The 15,274-nt window shown below is 71.7% G+C and carries 10 protein-coding genes; 8 read left to right on the top strand and 2 right to left on the bottom strand.

The features are described 5' to 3' along the window. Positions 1-11 precede the first annotated feature (11 nt). Positions 12-3,587, bottom strand: a complete 3,576-nt coding sequence (gene dnaE, locus CSC62_RS11095) for a DNA polymerase III subunit alpha (RefSeq protein WP_162406280.1) — start codon at positions 3,585-3,587, stop codon at positions 12-14. A gap of 133 nt (positions 3,588-3,720) precedes the next feature. Here dnaE and CSC62_RS11090 point away from each other — a divergent pair, with 133 nt between their 5' ends. The 7 genes from CSC62_RS11090 (at position 3,721) to CSC62_RS11060 (ending at position 12,302) form a co-directional block, all read left to right on the top strand. Next, positions 3,721-4,974 (top strand): DUF418 domain-containing protein, encoded by a 1,254-nt coding sequence (locus CSC62_RS11090; protein WP_162406278.1) that lies wholly within the window; start codon positions 3,721-3,723, stop codon positions 4,972-4,974. A gap of 113 nt (positions 4,975-5,087) precedes the next feature. Then, entirely contained in the window at positions 5,088-6,341 is a 1,254-nt protein-coding gene (locus tag CSC62_RS11085) for an NAD(P)/FAD-dependent oxidoreductase (protein WP_162406276.1), read from the top strand. Positions 6,342-6,396: 55 nt separating this feature from the next. Beyond that, complete coding sequence (gene gorA / locus CSC62_RS11080; protein ID WP_162406392.1) at positions 6,397-7,761, top strand: glutathione-disulfide reductase; 1,365 nt, start codon at positions 6,397-6,399, stop codon at positions 7,759-7,761. A 407-nt stretch (positions 7,762-8,168) separates the two neighbouring features. After that, positions 8,169-9,038, top strand: a complete 870-nt coding sequence (locus CSC62_RS11075; RefSeq protein WP_162406274.1) for a formate/nitrite transporter family protein — start codon at positions 8,169-8,171, stop codon at positions 9,036-9,038. 45 nt (positions 9,039-9,083) lie between these two features. Continuing rightward, positions 9,084-9,869, top strand: a complete 786-nt coding sequence (gene hutG, locus CSC62_RS11070; protein ID WP_162406272.1) for an N-formylglutamate deformylase — start codon at positions 9,084-9,086, stop codon at positions 9,867-9,869. A 74-nt stretch (positions 9,870-9,943) separates the two neighbouring features. Further along, a complete protein-coding gene (locus tag CSC62_RS11065) occupies positions 9,944-10,900 on the top strand; it encodes a DMT family transporter (RefSeq protein WP_162406390.1) in 957 nt (318 codons plus the stop codon). Position 10,901: 1 nt separating this feature from the next. Next, the gene (locus CSC62_RS11060) at positions 10,902-12,302 is read left to right on the top strand and encodes a sensor histidine kinase (protein WP_162406270.1); all 1,401 of its coding nucleotides are present in this window, start codon (positions 10,902-10,904) and stop codon (positions 12,300-12,302) included. 9 nt (positions 12,303-12,311) lie between these two features. On the opposite strand, the gene fusA is transcribed toward CSC62_RS11060, so the two are convergent. Next, positions 12,312-14,387, bottom strand: coding sequence for an elongation factor G (gene fusA, locus CSC62_RS11055; protein WP_162406268.1), 2,076 nt, complete (start codon positions 14,385-14,387; stop codon positions 12,312-12,314). A 228-nt stretch (positions 14,388-14,615) separates the two neighbouring features. On the opposite strand from fusA, the gene CSC62_RS11050 reads away from it, so the two are divergent. Then, positions 14,616-15,050, top strand: coding sequence for an OsmC family protein (locus CSC62_RS11050; RefSeq protein WP_162406266.1), 435 nt, complete (start codon positions 14,616-14,618; stop codon positions 15,048-15,050). Positions 15,051-15,274 lie beyond the last annotated feature (224 nt).

Genomic DNA, 15,274 nt, shown 5'->3' with positions numbered 1-15,274 from the left:
CGGGCGCCGGCTCAGTTCACCCAGGGCCGGCCGATCGCCAGCTTGACCGCGCGCACGCCCGGCTGCGCGCGCAGGGCGTCGAGCAGCGGCGGCGCCACCCGCACCGAATTGGCGCCGTTGAGGTCGAGCACGCCGCTGGCGGCCTGGCCCTTGCGCCCGACCTGCAGGTGCAGGCGCAACGGGGTGGAACCGGGGCGGTGGCGGGCGAGCACCTCGTCGATCCTTTGCCAGGTGTGGGCGTCGCGCAGGTCCACCCGCAACGCCAGCCTCTGCGCGTGCTGGGCGCACAGCTGCTCGAAGTCCCAGGCCTGCTTCAGCCGCAGGCTGTAGCCGCCGTTGAACTCGTCCTCGCGCAGGCCGCCCTGCACGACCAGCACGCGGTCGCGCACCAGCAGGCTGGACAGCTCGGCGGCGGCCTCGGCGAACACCCCGCATTCCAGCCGGCCGCGGCCGTCCTCCAGCTGCACGAACACCTGGCTGTCGCCCTTGCGGCGCAGGCCGACCACCAGGCCGGCCACCACCACCTGCACTTCCGGCCGCCAGCTGCGCTTCTCGTTGGCGCCGCTGGTGCCGGCGGCCCAGAGCTTGTCCAGCTCGCCCAGGTCGTTGCCGACCAGGCCGCGCACTTCCTCGCGGTACGGGTCGAAGGGGTGGCCGCTGAGGTAGTGGCCGAGGGTCTCGCGCTCGCCGTCCAGCAGCTGGCGCAGGGGCCATTCGTCGCACTCGGGCAGATCGAGCTTCAGCGCCGGACCTTCGTCGGCCGAGGGCATGCCGAACAGCGAGACCTGGCCGGCCGCGGCCTCCTTGGCCATCTGGTCGGTGGCCTTCATCACCTCGGGCAGCTGCTGCATCAGGGTGGCGCGGTTGCGGCCCAGCGCGTCCAGCGCGCCGGCATTGACCATCGCCTCCAGGGCGCGGCGGTTGAGCTTGGTCGAGTCCACCCGCCGGCAGAAGTCGAGCAGGTCGCGGTAGTCGCCGCCCTGCTCGCGCTGGGCCACGATCGCCTCGCACAGGCCGCGGCCCACGCCCTTGATCGCGCCCAGGCCGTAGCGGATGGTGTCGGGGGCCACCGCCTCGAACATGTACGGCGAGTCGTTGACCGTCGGCGGCAGCACGGTCAGGCCGAGGCCGCGGGCCTCGTTGAGGAAGCCGACCACCTTGTCGGTGTTGTCCATGTCCGAGGACAGGGTCGCGGCCATGAACTCGGCCGGGTAGTGGCGCTTGAGCCAGGCGGTCTGGTAGCTGACCAGGGCGTAGGCGGCGGCGTGCGACTTGTTGAAGCCGTAGCCGGCGAACTTCTCCATCAGGTCGAAGATCTCGTCGGCCTTGGCCTCGCCGACCCCGCCCTTCGCCGCGCCCTCGCGGAAGATCTCGCGGTGCTTGGCCATCTCGGCCGGCACCTTCTTGCCCATCGCCCGGCGCAGCAGGTCGGCGCCGCCCAGCGAGTAGCCGCCGACGATCTGCGCCATCTGCATGACCTGTTCCTGGTAGACCATGATCCCGTAGGTCTCGCCCAGGATCGCCTCGGTGCGCGGGTCGGGATAGACGATCTCCTCCTGCCCGTGCTTGCGCGCGTTGAACGAGGGGATCAGGTCCATCGGCCCGGGGCGGTAGAGCGACACCAGCGCGATCAGGTCCTCGAAGCGGTCGGGGCGGGCGTCCTTGAGCAGCCGGCGCATGCCCGAGGATTCGAACTGGAACACCGCGCCGGTGTTGCCGTTGGCGAAGATGTCGGTGTAGGTCGGGGCGTCGTCCAGCTCCAGCGCGGCGATGTCCAGCGGCGGGATGCCGGCGCGGGCGTGGCGGACGTTGATCGCCTTCACCGCCCAGTCGATGATCGTCAGCGTGCGCAGGCCGAGGAAGTCGAACTTGACCAGGCCCACCGCCTCGACGTCGTCCTTGTCGAACTGGGTGACCGGGTTGCGGCCCAGGCCGTCGTGGTCGTGTTCGGCGAACAGCGGGCAGAAGGTGTGCAGCGGCGTGGGCGCGATCACCACGCCGCCGGCGTGCTTGCCGGCGTTGCGGGTCAGGTCCTCGAGCTGGCGGGCGAGGTCGATCAGGTCGCGCACGTCCTCCTCGGCGCCGTAGCGCTGGATCAGCTCGGCCGAGGCCATCTCGCTGTCCTTGCCTTCGCCCATCGCGTCCTTGAGCGTGATCCCGAGGATGTTGGGGATCAGCTTGGCGACCGAGTCGACGAAGCCGTAGGGGCAGCCGAGCACGCGCCCGGAGTCGCGCACCACCGCTTTGGCCGCCATGGTGCCGTAGGTGATGATCTGGCTGACCCGATCGCGCCCGTACTTGCGGGCGACGTAGTCGATCACCTCGTCGCGCCGGTCCATGCAGAAGTCGATGTCGAAGTCGGGCATCGACACGCGTTCCGGGTTGAGGAAGCGCTCGAACAGCAGGTTGTACGGCAGCGGGTCCAGGTCGGTGATCTGCAGCGCCCAGGCCACCAGCGAGCCGGCGCCGGAGCCGCGCCCCGGGCCGATCGGGATGCCGTGGTTCTTCCCCCACTGGATGAAGTCGGCCACGATCAGGAAGTAGCCGGGGAAGCCCATCTTGATGATGGTGTCGAGCTCGAAGTCCAGGCGCTCGATGTAGTCCTGGCGGGTCCTGCCGGGCGCCAGCGGGGTCTTCGCCAGGCGCGCTTCCAGGCCCTCGTGCGACTGCTTGCGGATCCAGCTGTCCAGGGTTTCATCGTCGGGCACCGGGTAGTCCGGCAGCGCGTACTTGCCCAGGGTCAGCTCGAGGTTGCAGCGGCGTGCCAGTTCCAGCGTGTTGGCGACCGCGTCGGGCACGTCGGCGAACAGCTCCGCCATTTCGGCGGCCGACTTCAGGTACTGCTCGGGGCTGTAGTCGCGCGGGCGCTTGGGGTCGTCCAGCACCCGCCCGGAGGCGATGCAGACGCGCGCCTCGTGCGCGTCGAAGCCGTCCTTGTCCAGGAAGCGCACGTCGTTGGAGGCCACCACCGGGATCCCGCGCGCGGCCGAGGCGTGCAGGGCGAAGGCGTTGAACGCCTCCTCGCCGTCGCGGCCGGTACGGGTCAGCTCCAGGCACAGGTTCTCGCCAAAGGCGCTGCGCCAGTCGGCCAGCTGCTGCTCGGCCAGGTCGTGGCGGTTCTCCGCGGCCAGGCGCCCGGCCAGGCTCTCGCGCCCGGCCAGCAGGACCAGGCCGGAGGCGCAGTCGCGCACCCATTCGGGCCGCACCGCCACCCCGCCCTCGGCGCGGTGGCCTTCCATCCAGGCGCGGGTCAGCAGCCGCGACAGGTTGAGGTAGCCGCCGTGGTCGCGCACCAGCGCGGTCAGCCGCCACGGCGCCTCGCCCGGGCCGCCGGCCACGGCCAGGTCGGCGCCGGCGATCGGCTTGACCCCCACCGCCTCGGCCGCCTTGTAGAACTTGATCAGGGCGAACAGGTTGTTGAGGTCGGTGACCGCCAGCGCCGGCAGGCCCAGCTCGACCGCGCGGCTGAGCAGGTTGGCCTGCTTGGCCTTGGCCGGGTCGGCCTGGTCCGGTTTCTCAGGCACGCGGATGGTCGAGTCCGCAAGCGAATACTCGGTGTGGACGTGGAGGTGGACGAACCCGGACATGCGCGGAGGAGGGTACCGGCGGGGGGGAGGGGGAACAAGGCTTGACGACGGCGCCGGGTGCCACCGGGGAGGCCGTCGTAGGCGGTGGCGGCCGGATCGGCCATCATGCCCGGCCCACGCAACGGAACCCCGCATGGCCCCCGCCACTCCCCTGCAGCCGGTCGCCCCCGGCGAGCGCGTCGCCACCCTCGATGCCCTGCGCGGCTTCGCCCTGCTCGGCATCCTGCTGATGAACATCGAGGGCTTCGTCGGGCCGATGCTGGCCTCGACCACCGGCATGGATCCGGCCCTGGCCGGCGCCGACCGGACGGTCGATGCGCTGGTCTACTTCTTCGTCCAGGGCAAGTTCTTCACCCTGTTCTCGCTGCTGTTCGGGATGGGCTTCGCGGTGATGTCGCACCGGGCCGAGGCTGCCGACCGGCCGTTCGGCGGGCTGTACTGGCGGCGCGCGCTGGTCCTGCTGGGCATCGGCATCGTCCACGGGGTGCTGGTGTGGTCGGGCGACATCCTGATGATCTATGCGCTGCTGTCGCTGTTCCTGCTGGCGTTCCGGCCGGCGCCGCCGAACTGGCTGGCCTGGCTGGGCGCGCTGGCGTTCCTGTTGGCGCCGGCGATGATCCTGGCATTCGGGGCGCTGGCCTGGCTGATGGCGCTGTCGCCGGAATCGGCGGCGGACTGGAACCGGGCCATCGCCGAACAGGGCGCGCGCATGGCCGCGCTGATCGAGGCCGGGCGCCAGGCCTACGGCTCGGGCAGCTATGCCGAGGCCACGGTGCAGCGCCTGCGAGACCTGGGCACGGTGCTGTCCGGGCTGCCGGTGCTGGGGGCGCTGGTGTTCGGGATGTTCCTGCTCGGGGCGGCGTTCATGGGCAGCGGCGCGATCGCCGCGCCGGCAAGGTTCCCGCGCCTGTTCGCGTGGCTGCGCTGGGGCGCCTTGCCGCTGGGCCTGGGGGCGATGGGACTGTCGTTCGCGCTGGAGCCGAGCGTGCCGCCGGATCGCTTCGACCTGGAGGTGGCGGTGGCCCAGGCCTTGTGGATGCTGGCCAGCGGATTGATGTGCCTGGGCTATCTGGGCTGGCTGGTGAGGGCGTTCGCGGGCGGTACGGGGGCGCGGCTGGCGGCTTGGCTGGCGCCGGCCGGGCGGATGGCGCTGAGCAACTACCTGCTGCAGTCGCTGGTGTGCACGGGAGTGTTCTACGGCTACGGGCTGGGGTTCTTCGAGCGCCTGCCGCGGGCGTGGCAGCCGCTGTTCGTGCTGGCGCTGTTCGTGGTCCAGGTGATGTTCAGCCACGCGTGGCTGGCGCGTTTCCGCTTCGGCCCGGCCGAATGGCTGTGGCGCTCGCTGACCTACCTCAAGCCGCAGCCGATGCGCCTGGCTCCCTTGTAGGAGCCGGCAAGACCCCTACAAAAATCGGCGGCAACGGCAACGCTTTCCGCTGCAACGACGTATGCCCTGGCCGACCGCACCGACGGGCCTGGCGCCGCCCTACAATTGCCGCGGTGAATTCCCCCCACGACGACGTCCTCATCCTCGGCGGCGGTGCCATCGGCCTGGCTACCGCGCTGGCCCTGCTCGAAGCCGGCCGCGGCGTGCGCGTGCTGGAAGCGGCCACCGTCGGCGGCGCCACTTCGCACGGCAACTGCGGCACGATCACCCCCAGCCACGCGCCGCCCCTGGCCGCGCCGGGCGTGCCGTGGCGGGCGCTGAAGTGGATGCTGACGCCGGATGCGCCGCTGTACCTCAAGCCGCGGATCGATCCGGCCCTGTGGCGCTGGCTGCTGGCCTTCGCCGGGCGCTGCAACGCGCGCGACTGGCGGACCAGCACCGCCGGCCGCGCGGCGATCCTCAACGATTCGCGGACGCGGCTGAAGGACTGGATCGGGCGCTACGGACTGCAGTGCGAGTTCGGCGAGACCGGGCTGGACTACGTGTTCCGCGAGCGCGGCAACTTCGAGCACTACGCGGCCGAATGCGGTCCGCTCAACGAGCTGGGCATCGCCACCGAGGTGATCGACGGCGCCGACTACCTGCGCCAGGAGCCAGCCCTGCGCGAGGGCGTGGTCGGCGCGGTGCGCTTCCCCGACGACGCCCACCTCCGGCCTGACCGCTACGTCGCCGAGCTGGCGCGGGTGGTGGGCGAGCGCGGCGGGATCGTCGAGGAGGGCTGCCGGGTGGAGGCGCTGGAGCCGCAGGCCGACGGCGTGCGGGTACGCGTGGCCGGCGGTGGCGAGCGCCGCGGCCGGGATGCGGTGGTGGCGATGGCGGCCTGGACCCCGGCGCTGGTCCGTCCGCTCGGGCTGAAGCTGCCGATCCAGCCGGGCAAGGGCTACTCGATCACCTATTCGCGCCCGGCGCTGGCGCCGCGGCGGCCGTTGGTGCTCAAGGACCGCTCGGTCTGCGTCACCGCCTGGGGCAGCGGTTTCCGCCTGGGCAGCACCATGGAATTCTCCGGCCACGACACCGCGCTCAATGCGGTCCGCCTGGGCGCGCTGGAGCGCGCGGCGCGCGAGTACCTGCACGAGCCGGTCGGCGCGACCGTGCAGGAGAAGTGGTACGGCTGGCGGCCGATGACCTGGGACGATCTGCCGGCGCTGGGACGCTCGCCGCGGCATCCTCACGTCTGGTTGGCGGCCGGACACGGCATGCTCGGCATCAGCATGAGCGCGGCCAGTGGCCAGCTCATGGCCGACCTGATGACCGGGCGCGCGCCCGCCATCGATCCCTTGCCCTACCGGGTGGAGCGGTTCCAATAGCGAGCCCCCCTCGCACCGTCAGGAGTCACGCATGAGCCAGAGCCAGGACCGCAGCATGCCTCCCCAGGCGGAGTTCGATCTGGTGGTCCTGGGCGGCGGCTCCGGCGGTCTGGCCGGCGCCTTCCGCGCCGCCCGCCACGGCGCGCGGGTGGCCTTGCTGGAACCGGCCGAGCTGGGCGGCACCTGCGTCAACGCCGGCTGCGTGCCGAAGAAGGCGATGTGGCTGGCGGCCGAACTGGCCGCGAAGATTTCCCTGGCCGGCGAGCTCGGCTTCCAGGTGGCGCCGCCGGCGCTGGACTGGCCGGCCTTCGTCGCCCACCGCCAGCGCTACATCGCCAACATCCATGCCAGCTACCGCCGCGGCCTGGACCAGGCCGGTGTAGCGTGGATGGCCTGCCGCGGCCGCCTGCTCGACGCCCACACCGTGGTCACCGACACCGGCGTGCGGCTGCGCGCCGGCCACGTCCTGGTCGCCACAGGCGGCCATCCGCGCAGGCCCTCGATCCCGGGCGCGGAGCTGGGCGGGGTGTCGGACGATTTCTTCCGCCTGGCCGCGGCGCCGGAACAGGTGGCGATCATCGGCGGCGGCTACGTCGCGGTGGAGCTGGCCGGGGTCCTGCAGGCGCTGGGCAGCCGGGTCGAGCTGTTCGTGCGCGGCCCGCGGCTGCTGGCGGAGATGGATGCCGAAGTGGTCGGCCAGCTGCAGGACGACATGCGCGAGAACGGCGTGCGCCTGCACCTGGACGCGCCGGTGCACGCGCTGGCGGCCGAGGGCGAACGCGTGCGCGTGCTGCACAAGGGCGGCACCGAGGATGTGGTCGCCACCGCCTTCGACCGGGTGCTGTTCGCCACCGGGCGCGCGCCGAACACGGCCGGGCTCGGCCTGGAGGAGGCCGGCGTGGCCTTGGGCGAGAAGGGCGAGATCGTGGTCGACGCATACCAGGACAGCTCGCTCGCCGGCGTGCACGCGGTCGGCGACGTCACCGCCGCGCCGGCCCTGACCCCGGTCGCGATCGCCGCCGCGCGGCGGCTGATGGACCGCCTGTTCGGCGGCCAGGCGGAGGCCAGGCTCGACTACACCAACGTGCCGACCGTGGTCTTCGCCCATCCGCCGCTGGCCACCGTCGGCCTGTCCGAGCAGCGCGCGCGCGAGCTGCACGGCGAGGCGGTGACGGTCCACACCTCGCGCTTCCACGCCATGGTCCATGCCCTGGCGCGCTCGCCGCAAAGCAGCCTGTTCAAGCTGGTGTGCGTGGGCGAGGAGGAGCGGGTGGTCGGCATCCACCTGCTGGGCGAGACCGCCGACGAGATCCTGCAGGGCTTCGCGGTGGCGCTGAAGCTGGGCGTGACCCGGCGCCAGCTGCAGGACACGATCGCGATCCACCCGACCTCGGCCGAGGAAGTGGTGCTGATGCCCTGAGCGGGACCTGCGGCAGCCCAGCGCGAGCCAGCGGGCAGGCGCCGCCATGGGGAATCCCCGATGCCGGGATGCCTGCACGTTCGTGGTGCGCGTTTCGCGCCGCGGGCACGCATCGGGTGCGCGGCACGGCCGCGGCGGAGTCCGGCGGAAACAGAAAAACCGTTGCCGTGCCTTGGTTGCGCCTGCCGCGCCTGCATCGGCGATGGCTGGCATGGCCCTTGCGTAGACCCGGGTGCGGATGCAACGGCGCATCCGCGACAACCCGATCCCGGCGCGCCGCCAACGGCGGTGGCGCGCCTTCCGACAAAGGCGTCTTCCGGCCAGGGCCGGGAGGCGCCTTTTTTTCGCGCACCGCCTCCCCCCACGGCGAGCGGCGACGCGGGCCAACCGTCACGAGGAGAGCAGCAATGGGCTACGTCGTTCCGTCAGACCTGGCGAAGAAGATGATCGACGCGGGCGAGGCGAAGGTCTTCATGTCCACCCGCGACACCCTGATCCGCGCCTACATGGCCGGCGCGATCCTGTCGCTGGCCGCCGCGTTCGCGGTCAGCATGTCGGTCAAGACCGGGGTGCCGCTGATCGGTGCTTTACTGTTCCCGGTCGGCTTCATCATGCTCTACCTGATGGGCTTCGACCTGCTGACCGGGGTGTTCACCCTGGTGCCGCTGGCGCTGATCGACCGCCGCCCCGGGGTGACGCTGCGCGGGGTGCTGCGCAACTGGGGCCTGGTGTTCGCCGGCAACTTCGCCGGCGCGCTGACGGTGGCGGTGATGATGGCGATCGTCTTCACCTTCGGCTTCAGCCAGGCGCCGGACGAGGTCGGGCAGGCGATCGGCCACATCGGCGAGGGCCGCACCCTGGGCTACGCCGCGCACGGCGCGTCCGGGATGCTCACCCTGTTCATCCGTGGCGTACTGTGCAACTGGATGGTCTCCACCGGCGTGGTCGGGGCGATGATGTCCACCTCGGTGTCGGGCAAGGCGCTGGCGATGTGGATGCCGGTGATGCTGTTCTTCGCCATGACCTTCGAGCATTCGGTGGTGAACATGTTCCTGTTCCCGTCCGGGCTTTTGCTGGGCGGCAACTTCTCGCTGATGGACTACCTGGTCTGGAACGAGATCCCGACCGTCTTGGGCAACCTGGTCGGCGGGCTGGCCTTCGTCGGCCTGGCGATGTACTCCACCCATGCGCGGTCGCTGCCGGCCCGGGCGAAGCGCGCCGCCGCGGCCGACGAGGCCGCCGCGGCCACCCCGCTGTCCTCGCCGGGCCAGGCCTGAGCCCGAGCGGCGCCTGCTCCGCGGGCGCCGCTTACAATGCCGGGCATGGATGCCCCCCCCGTTTACCGCTTGCACCAGGGCAACGCGCCCTTGCTGGTGAGCCTGCCGCACGACGGCACCGGCCTGCCGGACGAAATCGCCGCGCGCCTGACCGCCAGCGCCCGGCGCGTGCCGGATACCGACTGGCACGTCGCCCGCCTGTACGACTTCGCCCGCGCCCTGGGCGCCTCGATCCTGGTGCCGCTGCACTCGCGCTATGTGGTCGACCTCAACCGGCCGCCGGACGACGCTTCGCTGTACCCGGGCCAGAACACCACCGGCCTGTGCCCGACCGTGCAGTTCAGCGGCGAGCCGGTGTACCTGCCCGGCGCCGGGCCCGATGCGGCCGAGACCGCGGCGCGGGTGGAACGCTACTGGCGTCCCTACCACGACACCCTCGACGCCGAGCTGGCCCGCATCCGCGGCGAGCACGGTCGCGCGGTGCTGTGGGAAGGGCATTCGATCCGCGGCACTTTGCCCTACCTGTTCGAGGGCGCGTTGCCGGACCTGAACCTGGGCACCGCCGCCGGCGCCAGCTGCTCGCCGGCGCTGCAGGCCAGGCTGTCCGCGGTGCTGGCGGAGCAGGACGGCTACTCGCACGTGGTCAACGGTCGCTTCAAGGGCGGCTACATCACCCGCCACTACGGCGATCCGGAAACCGGGGTGGACGCGGTGCAGCTGGAACTGGCGCAGCGCACCTACATGGACGAGGCCAGCTTCGAATACCTGCCGGCGCGCGCGGCGCGGCTGCAGGACGTGATCGCCCGGCTGCTGGAGGCGGCGCTGGCGTGAGCGGAAGGCGAGGCGGGCAGGACGGCTGCGCAGGCGTGCACGCCGATCCCGGCGCCGCGCCGGCCGAACCGGCGATGGCGACCGCCGCGCTGGATCCGGAGGCGGCGGGCGATGACGTGGCCGCATCGCCCTCCCACCGCCTCTCCGGCCTGTTCTTTGCCGCCGCCGGCGCGATCCTGTTCTCGGGCAAGGCGATCATCGTCAAGCTCGGCTTCCGCTACGGCGCCGACGCGGTGACCCTGCTGGCCCTGCGGATGCTGGTGGCCTTCCCGCTGTTCGCGCTGATGGGCGCCTGGGCCGCGCGCCGGGCGCCGGCGCCGCTGTCCGCCGGCGACCGCTGGCGGATCGTCGGCCTGGGCTTCTTCGGCTACTACCTGGCCAGCTTCCTGGACTTCGCCGGGCTGGCCTACATCACCGCGACCCTGGAGCGGCTGATCCTGTACCTCACCCCGACCCTGGTGCTGCTGATCGGCTGGCTGTGCTTCGGCCGCCGGCCCAGCCGGCTGCAATGGATCGCGCTGGCGGTCAGCTACTTCGGCGTAGCCCTGGCCTTCGGCCACGACCTGGAGGCCGGCGGCGGGGGCATCGTCCTCGGCGGCGCGCTGGTGTTCGGCAGCGCCCTGGCCTATGCGCTGTACCTGGTCGGCAGCGGCGAGCTGGTCGGCCGGGTCGGCGCGGTGCGCCTGACCGCCTACGCCAGCAGCGTGGCCAGCGTGCTGTGCATCGGCCAGTTCCTGGTGCTGCGGCCCTGGTCGGCGCTGCAGCTGCCGCGGGAGGTGTACTGGCTGTCGCTGGCCAACGGCACCCTGTGCACGGTGGTGCCGGTGCTGATGGTGATGCTGGGCGTGGCCCGGCTCGGCTCCGGCCTGGCCTCGCAGATCGGCATGCTCGGCCCGGTCTCGACCATCGTCCTCAGCCTGCTGATCCTGGGCGAGCCGATGGGCCCCTGGCAGGTCGCCGGAACCTTGCTGGTGCTGGGCGGCGTGCTGCTGGTCTCGCGCAAGCCCGCACCGCGTCCCGGGCGAAGCTGAGATGTCCGACCTCCCTTCGCCCGAATCCGCGCCGACGCCGCGCCGCAGCCCGTGGCGCGCACCGGCCCGCTGGCTGGCTGATGTGCCAATCGCCGATCCGGTGGACCGGCGCAACGCGCCGATGGTGCAGGTGGTGCTGGCCCTGCTGGGCCTGTTCCCACCCCTGTTGTGGGGCTACCGCCTGCTGGCCGTGCCGCTGGCGCTGCAGCCGGGCGAACACGTGGCGCTGGCCAGCAGCATGTCGCTGTCGGGCCTGGCGCTGTTCGCCTGGTGGCTGGTCCGGCGCGGCCGGTTCCGCCTGCCGGTGTCGCTGCTGCTCGGGGCCCTGGCGCTGGCGGTGATGGCCTCGAACCTTGCCGGCGGCCTGGATGGGGGCCGCCACGAGTTGCCCCTGCTGGCCGTATGGCTGGTGATGGCCGGCCTGCTGCTGGGGCGCCGTGCCTTGTGGCTGATGTATGCCTGGCTGGTGGCCGCCTTCGTCGTCGGCACCGCGGTGGATATCGGTCGCGGCCACGAGAAGTTCGGCGCCGGCGATCTGGCAGTGGGTGGCGTCGTGCAGGCGTTGGTCTTCCTGTTCGTGGCGGTGGTCATCGACCGCAGCGTGACCGCGCTGCGCGAGAGCCTGCGCCTGGCCACGGAGCGTGGGGACGCCCTGGCGGCCAGCAACCGGCAGCTGCAGGAAGAGATGAGGCGGCGCGAGCGGGTCCAGGACCAGCTGGTGCAGGCGCAGAAGGTCGAGGCCGCCGGCCGGCTCGCCACCGGCCTGGCGCACGACTTCAACCACCTGCTCACCCTGGTGCTGGGGCATGCCCGCCGTGGGCGCCGGCTCGCCGGCGATGCGGCCGTGGTCGAGGCCTTCGAATGCGTGGAAGCGGCCGCACGGCGCGCCGATGCGGTCAGCCGCAAGTTGCTGAACTTCAGCCGCATGGAAACCGCCGACATGCAGGTGTTCGATGCCGGCGAGGCGATCACTGGGACCGTGCCGATGCTGAAGCAGCTGTTCGGGCCGCAGGTGCGGCTGCAGGTGCAGGTGCCGGAGGCGCCGCTGCCGGTGCGGTTCGATCGCGGCCAGTTGGAGCTGATCGTGCTCAACGTCGCCGCCAATGCCGCGCAGGCCATGCCGGACGGCGGGCGCTTCGACCTGGTCCTCTCCGCCGCGGAGGATGGCGGCGCCCGCCTGGAGATGGCCGATAGCGGGCATGGCATGCCGGCGGAAGTACAGGCGCGGATCTTCGAGCCGTTCTTCACTACCCGGCCGGCGGGGCAGGGCACCGGGCTCGGCCTGTCGGTGGTGCGCGATCTGGTGACCGAAGCCGGCGGCGGCATCGAGGTGGACAGCGCGCCGGGGCAGGGCACCACCCTGCGCCTGCGGTTCCCGGCGGTCGTCCACTCCGCGCCGTAGTCCGGCGTTCTAGTCCTCTTCCTGCTTCGGCTTCCACGCCGCCGCCAGCTTCTGCTGCATCGCCGGCGGCACCGCCTCGTAGTGGCTGAACTCCAGGGCGTAGCGGCCGCGGCCGGCGGTGAGCGATTTCAGCTCGGCGGCGAAGCCCTCAAGTTCCGACAAGGGCACCTGGGCGTGGACCACGGTCTCGGCGCGGCCGCCGTCGCCGCTGCCCGAGGTGCCGGTGATGCGCGCGCGTCGCGCCGACAGGCTGCCGGTGACGTCGCCCAGCTGCGCGTCCGGGGCCGCCACCTCCAGGTCGACGATTGGCTCCAGTACCTGCGGCCGGGCCCTGGACACCGCGTCGAGGAAGGCCTTGCGCCCGGCGGTGACGAACGCGACCTCCTTGCTGTCCACCGCGTGGTGCTTGCCGTCGTGGACCACCGTGCGCAGGTCCTGCAGCGGGTGCCCGGACACCGCGCCGGCCTGCATCGCCTGGCGTACGCCCTTCTCCACCGCCGGCATGAACTGGCCGGGGATGGTGCCGCCCTTGACCGCATCGACGAACTCGAAGCCCGCCCCGCGCGGCAAGGGTTCCACCCGCAGGAACACCTCGCCGAACTGGCCGGCGCCGCCGGTCTGCTTCTTGTGCCGGTAGTGGCCCTCGGCCGGCACCGAGATGGTCTCGCGATAGGCGATCCGCGGCGGCCGCGCGCTGACCTCCACGCCGAAGCGGGCCTTGAGCCGTTCCAGCATCACCCGCAGGTGCAGCTCGGACAGGCCGCGGATCACGGTCTCGTTGAGCTCGGCGTTGTGCTCGACCGCGAACGCCGGGTCCTCCTCGGCCAGCTTCTGCAAAGCCTGCGCCAGCTTCTGTTCCTGGCCGCGGCTGGCCGCCTGCACCGCCAGGCCGAACATCGGCCGCGGCAGGGCGATCGGCTCCAGGCGCACGCCGTCGTCCTCGCGGCTCTCGTGCAGGACCGCGTCGACGTGGACCTCGTCGATCTTGGCCACCGCGGCGATGTCGCCGGGGATGGCCTCCTCGATCTCGGCGTGCTCGCGCCCGCGCAGCTTGAACAGGTGCCCGACCTTGAACGCGCGCTTGCCCTCGTCCACGAACAGCTGGGTGTCGCGCCGCACCGTGCCCTGGTAGACCCGGAACACGCCCAGCTTGCCGACGAAGGGGTCGTTGACGATCTTGAACACGTCGGCGATCACGCTGCCGCCGGTGTCCGCGTCCAGCAGCAGCGGCTCGTCGCCATGGCCGTTGCGCTTGAGCAGGGGCGGCGGGTTGGCTTCGGTGGGGTCGGGGAACAGCCGCTCGGCCACCGCCAGCAGCTCGGCCACGCCCACGCCGCTGCGCGCGGAGACGAAGCACACCGGCAGCAGGTGGCCCTCGCGCAGGGCCTTCTCGAACGCGTCGTGCAGCTCCTGCGCCGACAGCCCGGCCTCGCCGTGCTCCAGGTAGCGCTCCATCGCCGCCGGCTCGGCTTCCACCACCTGGTCGAGGATGCGCTGGTGCCAGGACGCGACCGGGCCCAGGTCCGAGTCGCCGGCGTCGTTGCCGAAGCAGTCGACCACCCGGGTGCCCCAGTCGGCGGGCAGGTTCAGCGGCAGCACGCCCGGGCCGAAAGCCTGGCGCAGCTGGTCCATCACCTGCGGGCAGTCGGCGTGCTCGTGGTCGATCTTGTTGACCACGATCGCCCGGCACAGGCCGCGTTCCTTGGCCCGTTCCATCAGCCGCAGGGTGCCGTGTTCCACCCCGGTGTCAGCATCGACCACGATCACCGCCGTTTCCACCGCCGCCAGCGCCGAGAGGGCAGGGCCGCGGAATTCGGGATAGCCGGGGGTGTCGATGAAGTTGAGGTGGTAGGCCTGTCCCTGGCCTTCGGGCGCGTGGTCGATGCTGGCGATCGCGATGTCCATGGAGTGGCCGCGGGCCTTCTCCATCGGATCGAAGTCGGACACGGTGGTGCCGCGTTCGACGCTGCCTGCCGTGGTCAGGGCGCCGCCGGCATGCAGCAGGGCTTCGAACAGGGTGGTTTTGCCGGCGCCGGGGTGGCCCGCAAGGGCCACATTGCGGATGTCGTGGGTAGCGTAGGGCATGAGGCCATTCCTCCCGAGATGGGTACTGAAGGGCCGTCATGGCTGTCCGGGCCGGGCGACCCTCCCCAGGGTGTGGAACCCGGCGGGCGGTCATGGCGGACGACCACCTTAGGCCCGTCCCGCGACGGCTGTCGCGCTGCGCTGCACAAGGGGCCGGCCGGCTCCCACAGGGCGCTAACGGCCGCACCGCTAGGCTGGCCGTCCCTTTCAACCGGACAAGGAACCGACATGGGCATCTCCCGCCACGCCACCGCGCACTGGGAAGGCGACCTCAAGAGCGGCAAGGGCAAGCTCGATACGCCGCAGAGCGGCCTGCTCGCCGACACGCCGTACGGCTTCAACAGCCGCTTCGGCGACCTCAAGGGCACCAACCCGGAGGAGCTGATCGCCGCCGCGCATGCCGGCTGCTTCACCATGGCGTTGTCGGCCAAGCTCGGCGAGGCCGGCTTCACCCCGACATCGCTGGATACCCGCGCCGAGGTCGACCTGTCTTTGGAAGGCGGCCCCAGCCTGTCGCACATCAGGCTGAAGCTGAAGGCACAGATTCCGGGCATCGACGAGAAGCAGTTCCGCGCCATCGCCGACGACGCCAAGCAGAACTGCCCGGTATCCAAGGCGTTGTCGGCGGTGCCGATCTCGCTGGAGGCCGAGTTGGTCGCTTGACCCAGCTACCTCCACGGCCTCGCTTCCACCATGTAGGAGCCGGGAGACCGGACATTCGTCCGTGGAAGAGCGCCGGCGACCGCCATCTGAAACCGCCTGCCAGCGATCCGTCAGCCATGGCGGTCGCCGGCAAGACCGGCTCCTACAAGTGAACGTTGCGCGATGCCGTATCTGCTCCTCATCCCGCATCCGGGAATTGCCCACCCCCGCATCGCGCCGGCATA

It is taken from the genome of Pseudoxanthomonas jiangsuensis (genome assembly GCF_010093185.1).
GTDB lineage: Bacteria > Pseudomonadota > Gammaproteobacteria > Xanthomonadales > Xanthomonadaceae > Pseudoxanthomonas > Pseudoxanthomonas jiangsuensis.
The sequence above is the reverse complement of the archived record's forward strand: the minus strand, read 5'-3'. Positions and strand labels throughout refer to the sequence as shown.

What these genes read in the sequence shown, in the direction of transcription:
- CSC62_RS11050 (WP_162406266.1), top strand. Translation starts at nt 14,616, where the DNA reads ATGGGCATCTCCCGCCACGCCACCGCGCACTGGGAAGGCGACCTCAAG.
- CSC62_RS11060 (WP_162406270.1), top strand. Translation starts at nt 10,902, where the DNA reads ATGTCCGACCTCCCTTCGCCCGAATCCGCGCCGACGCCGCGCCGCAGC.
- CSC62_RS11075 (WP_162406274.1), top strand. Translation starts at nt 8,169, where the DNA reads ATGGGCTACGTCGTTCCGTCAGACCTGGCGAAGAAGATGATCGACGCG.
- gorA (WP_162406392.1), top strand. Translation starts at nt 6,397, where the DNA reads ATGCCTCCCCAGGCGGAGTTCGATCTGGTGGTCCTGGGCGGCGGCTCC.
- CSC62_RS11090 (WP_162406278.1), top strand. Translation starts at nt 3,721, where the DNA reads ATGGCCCCCGCCACTCCCCTGCAGCCGGTCGCCCCCGGCGAGCGCGTC.
- CSC62_RS11065 (WP_162406390.1), top strand. Translation starts at nt 9,944, where the DNA reads ATGGCGACCGCCGCGCTGGATCCGGAGGCGGCGGGCGATGACGTGGCC.
- dnaE (WP_162406280.1), bottom strand. Translation starts at nt 3,587, where the DNA reads ATGTCCGGGTTCGTCCACCTCCACGTCCACACCGAGTATTCGCTTGCG.
- fusA (WP_162406268.1), bottom strand. Translation starts at nt 14,387, where the DNA reads ATGCCCTACGCTACCCACGACATCCGCAATGTGGCCCTTGCGGGCCAC.
- hutG (WP_162406272.1), top strand. Translation starts at nt 9,084, where the DNA reads ATGGATGCCCCCCCCGTTTACCGCTTGCACCAGGGCAACGCGCCCTTG.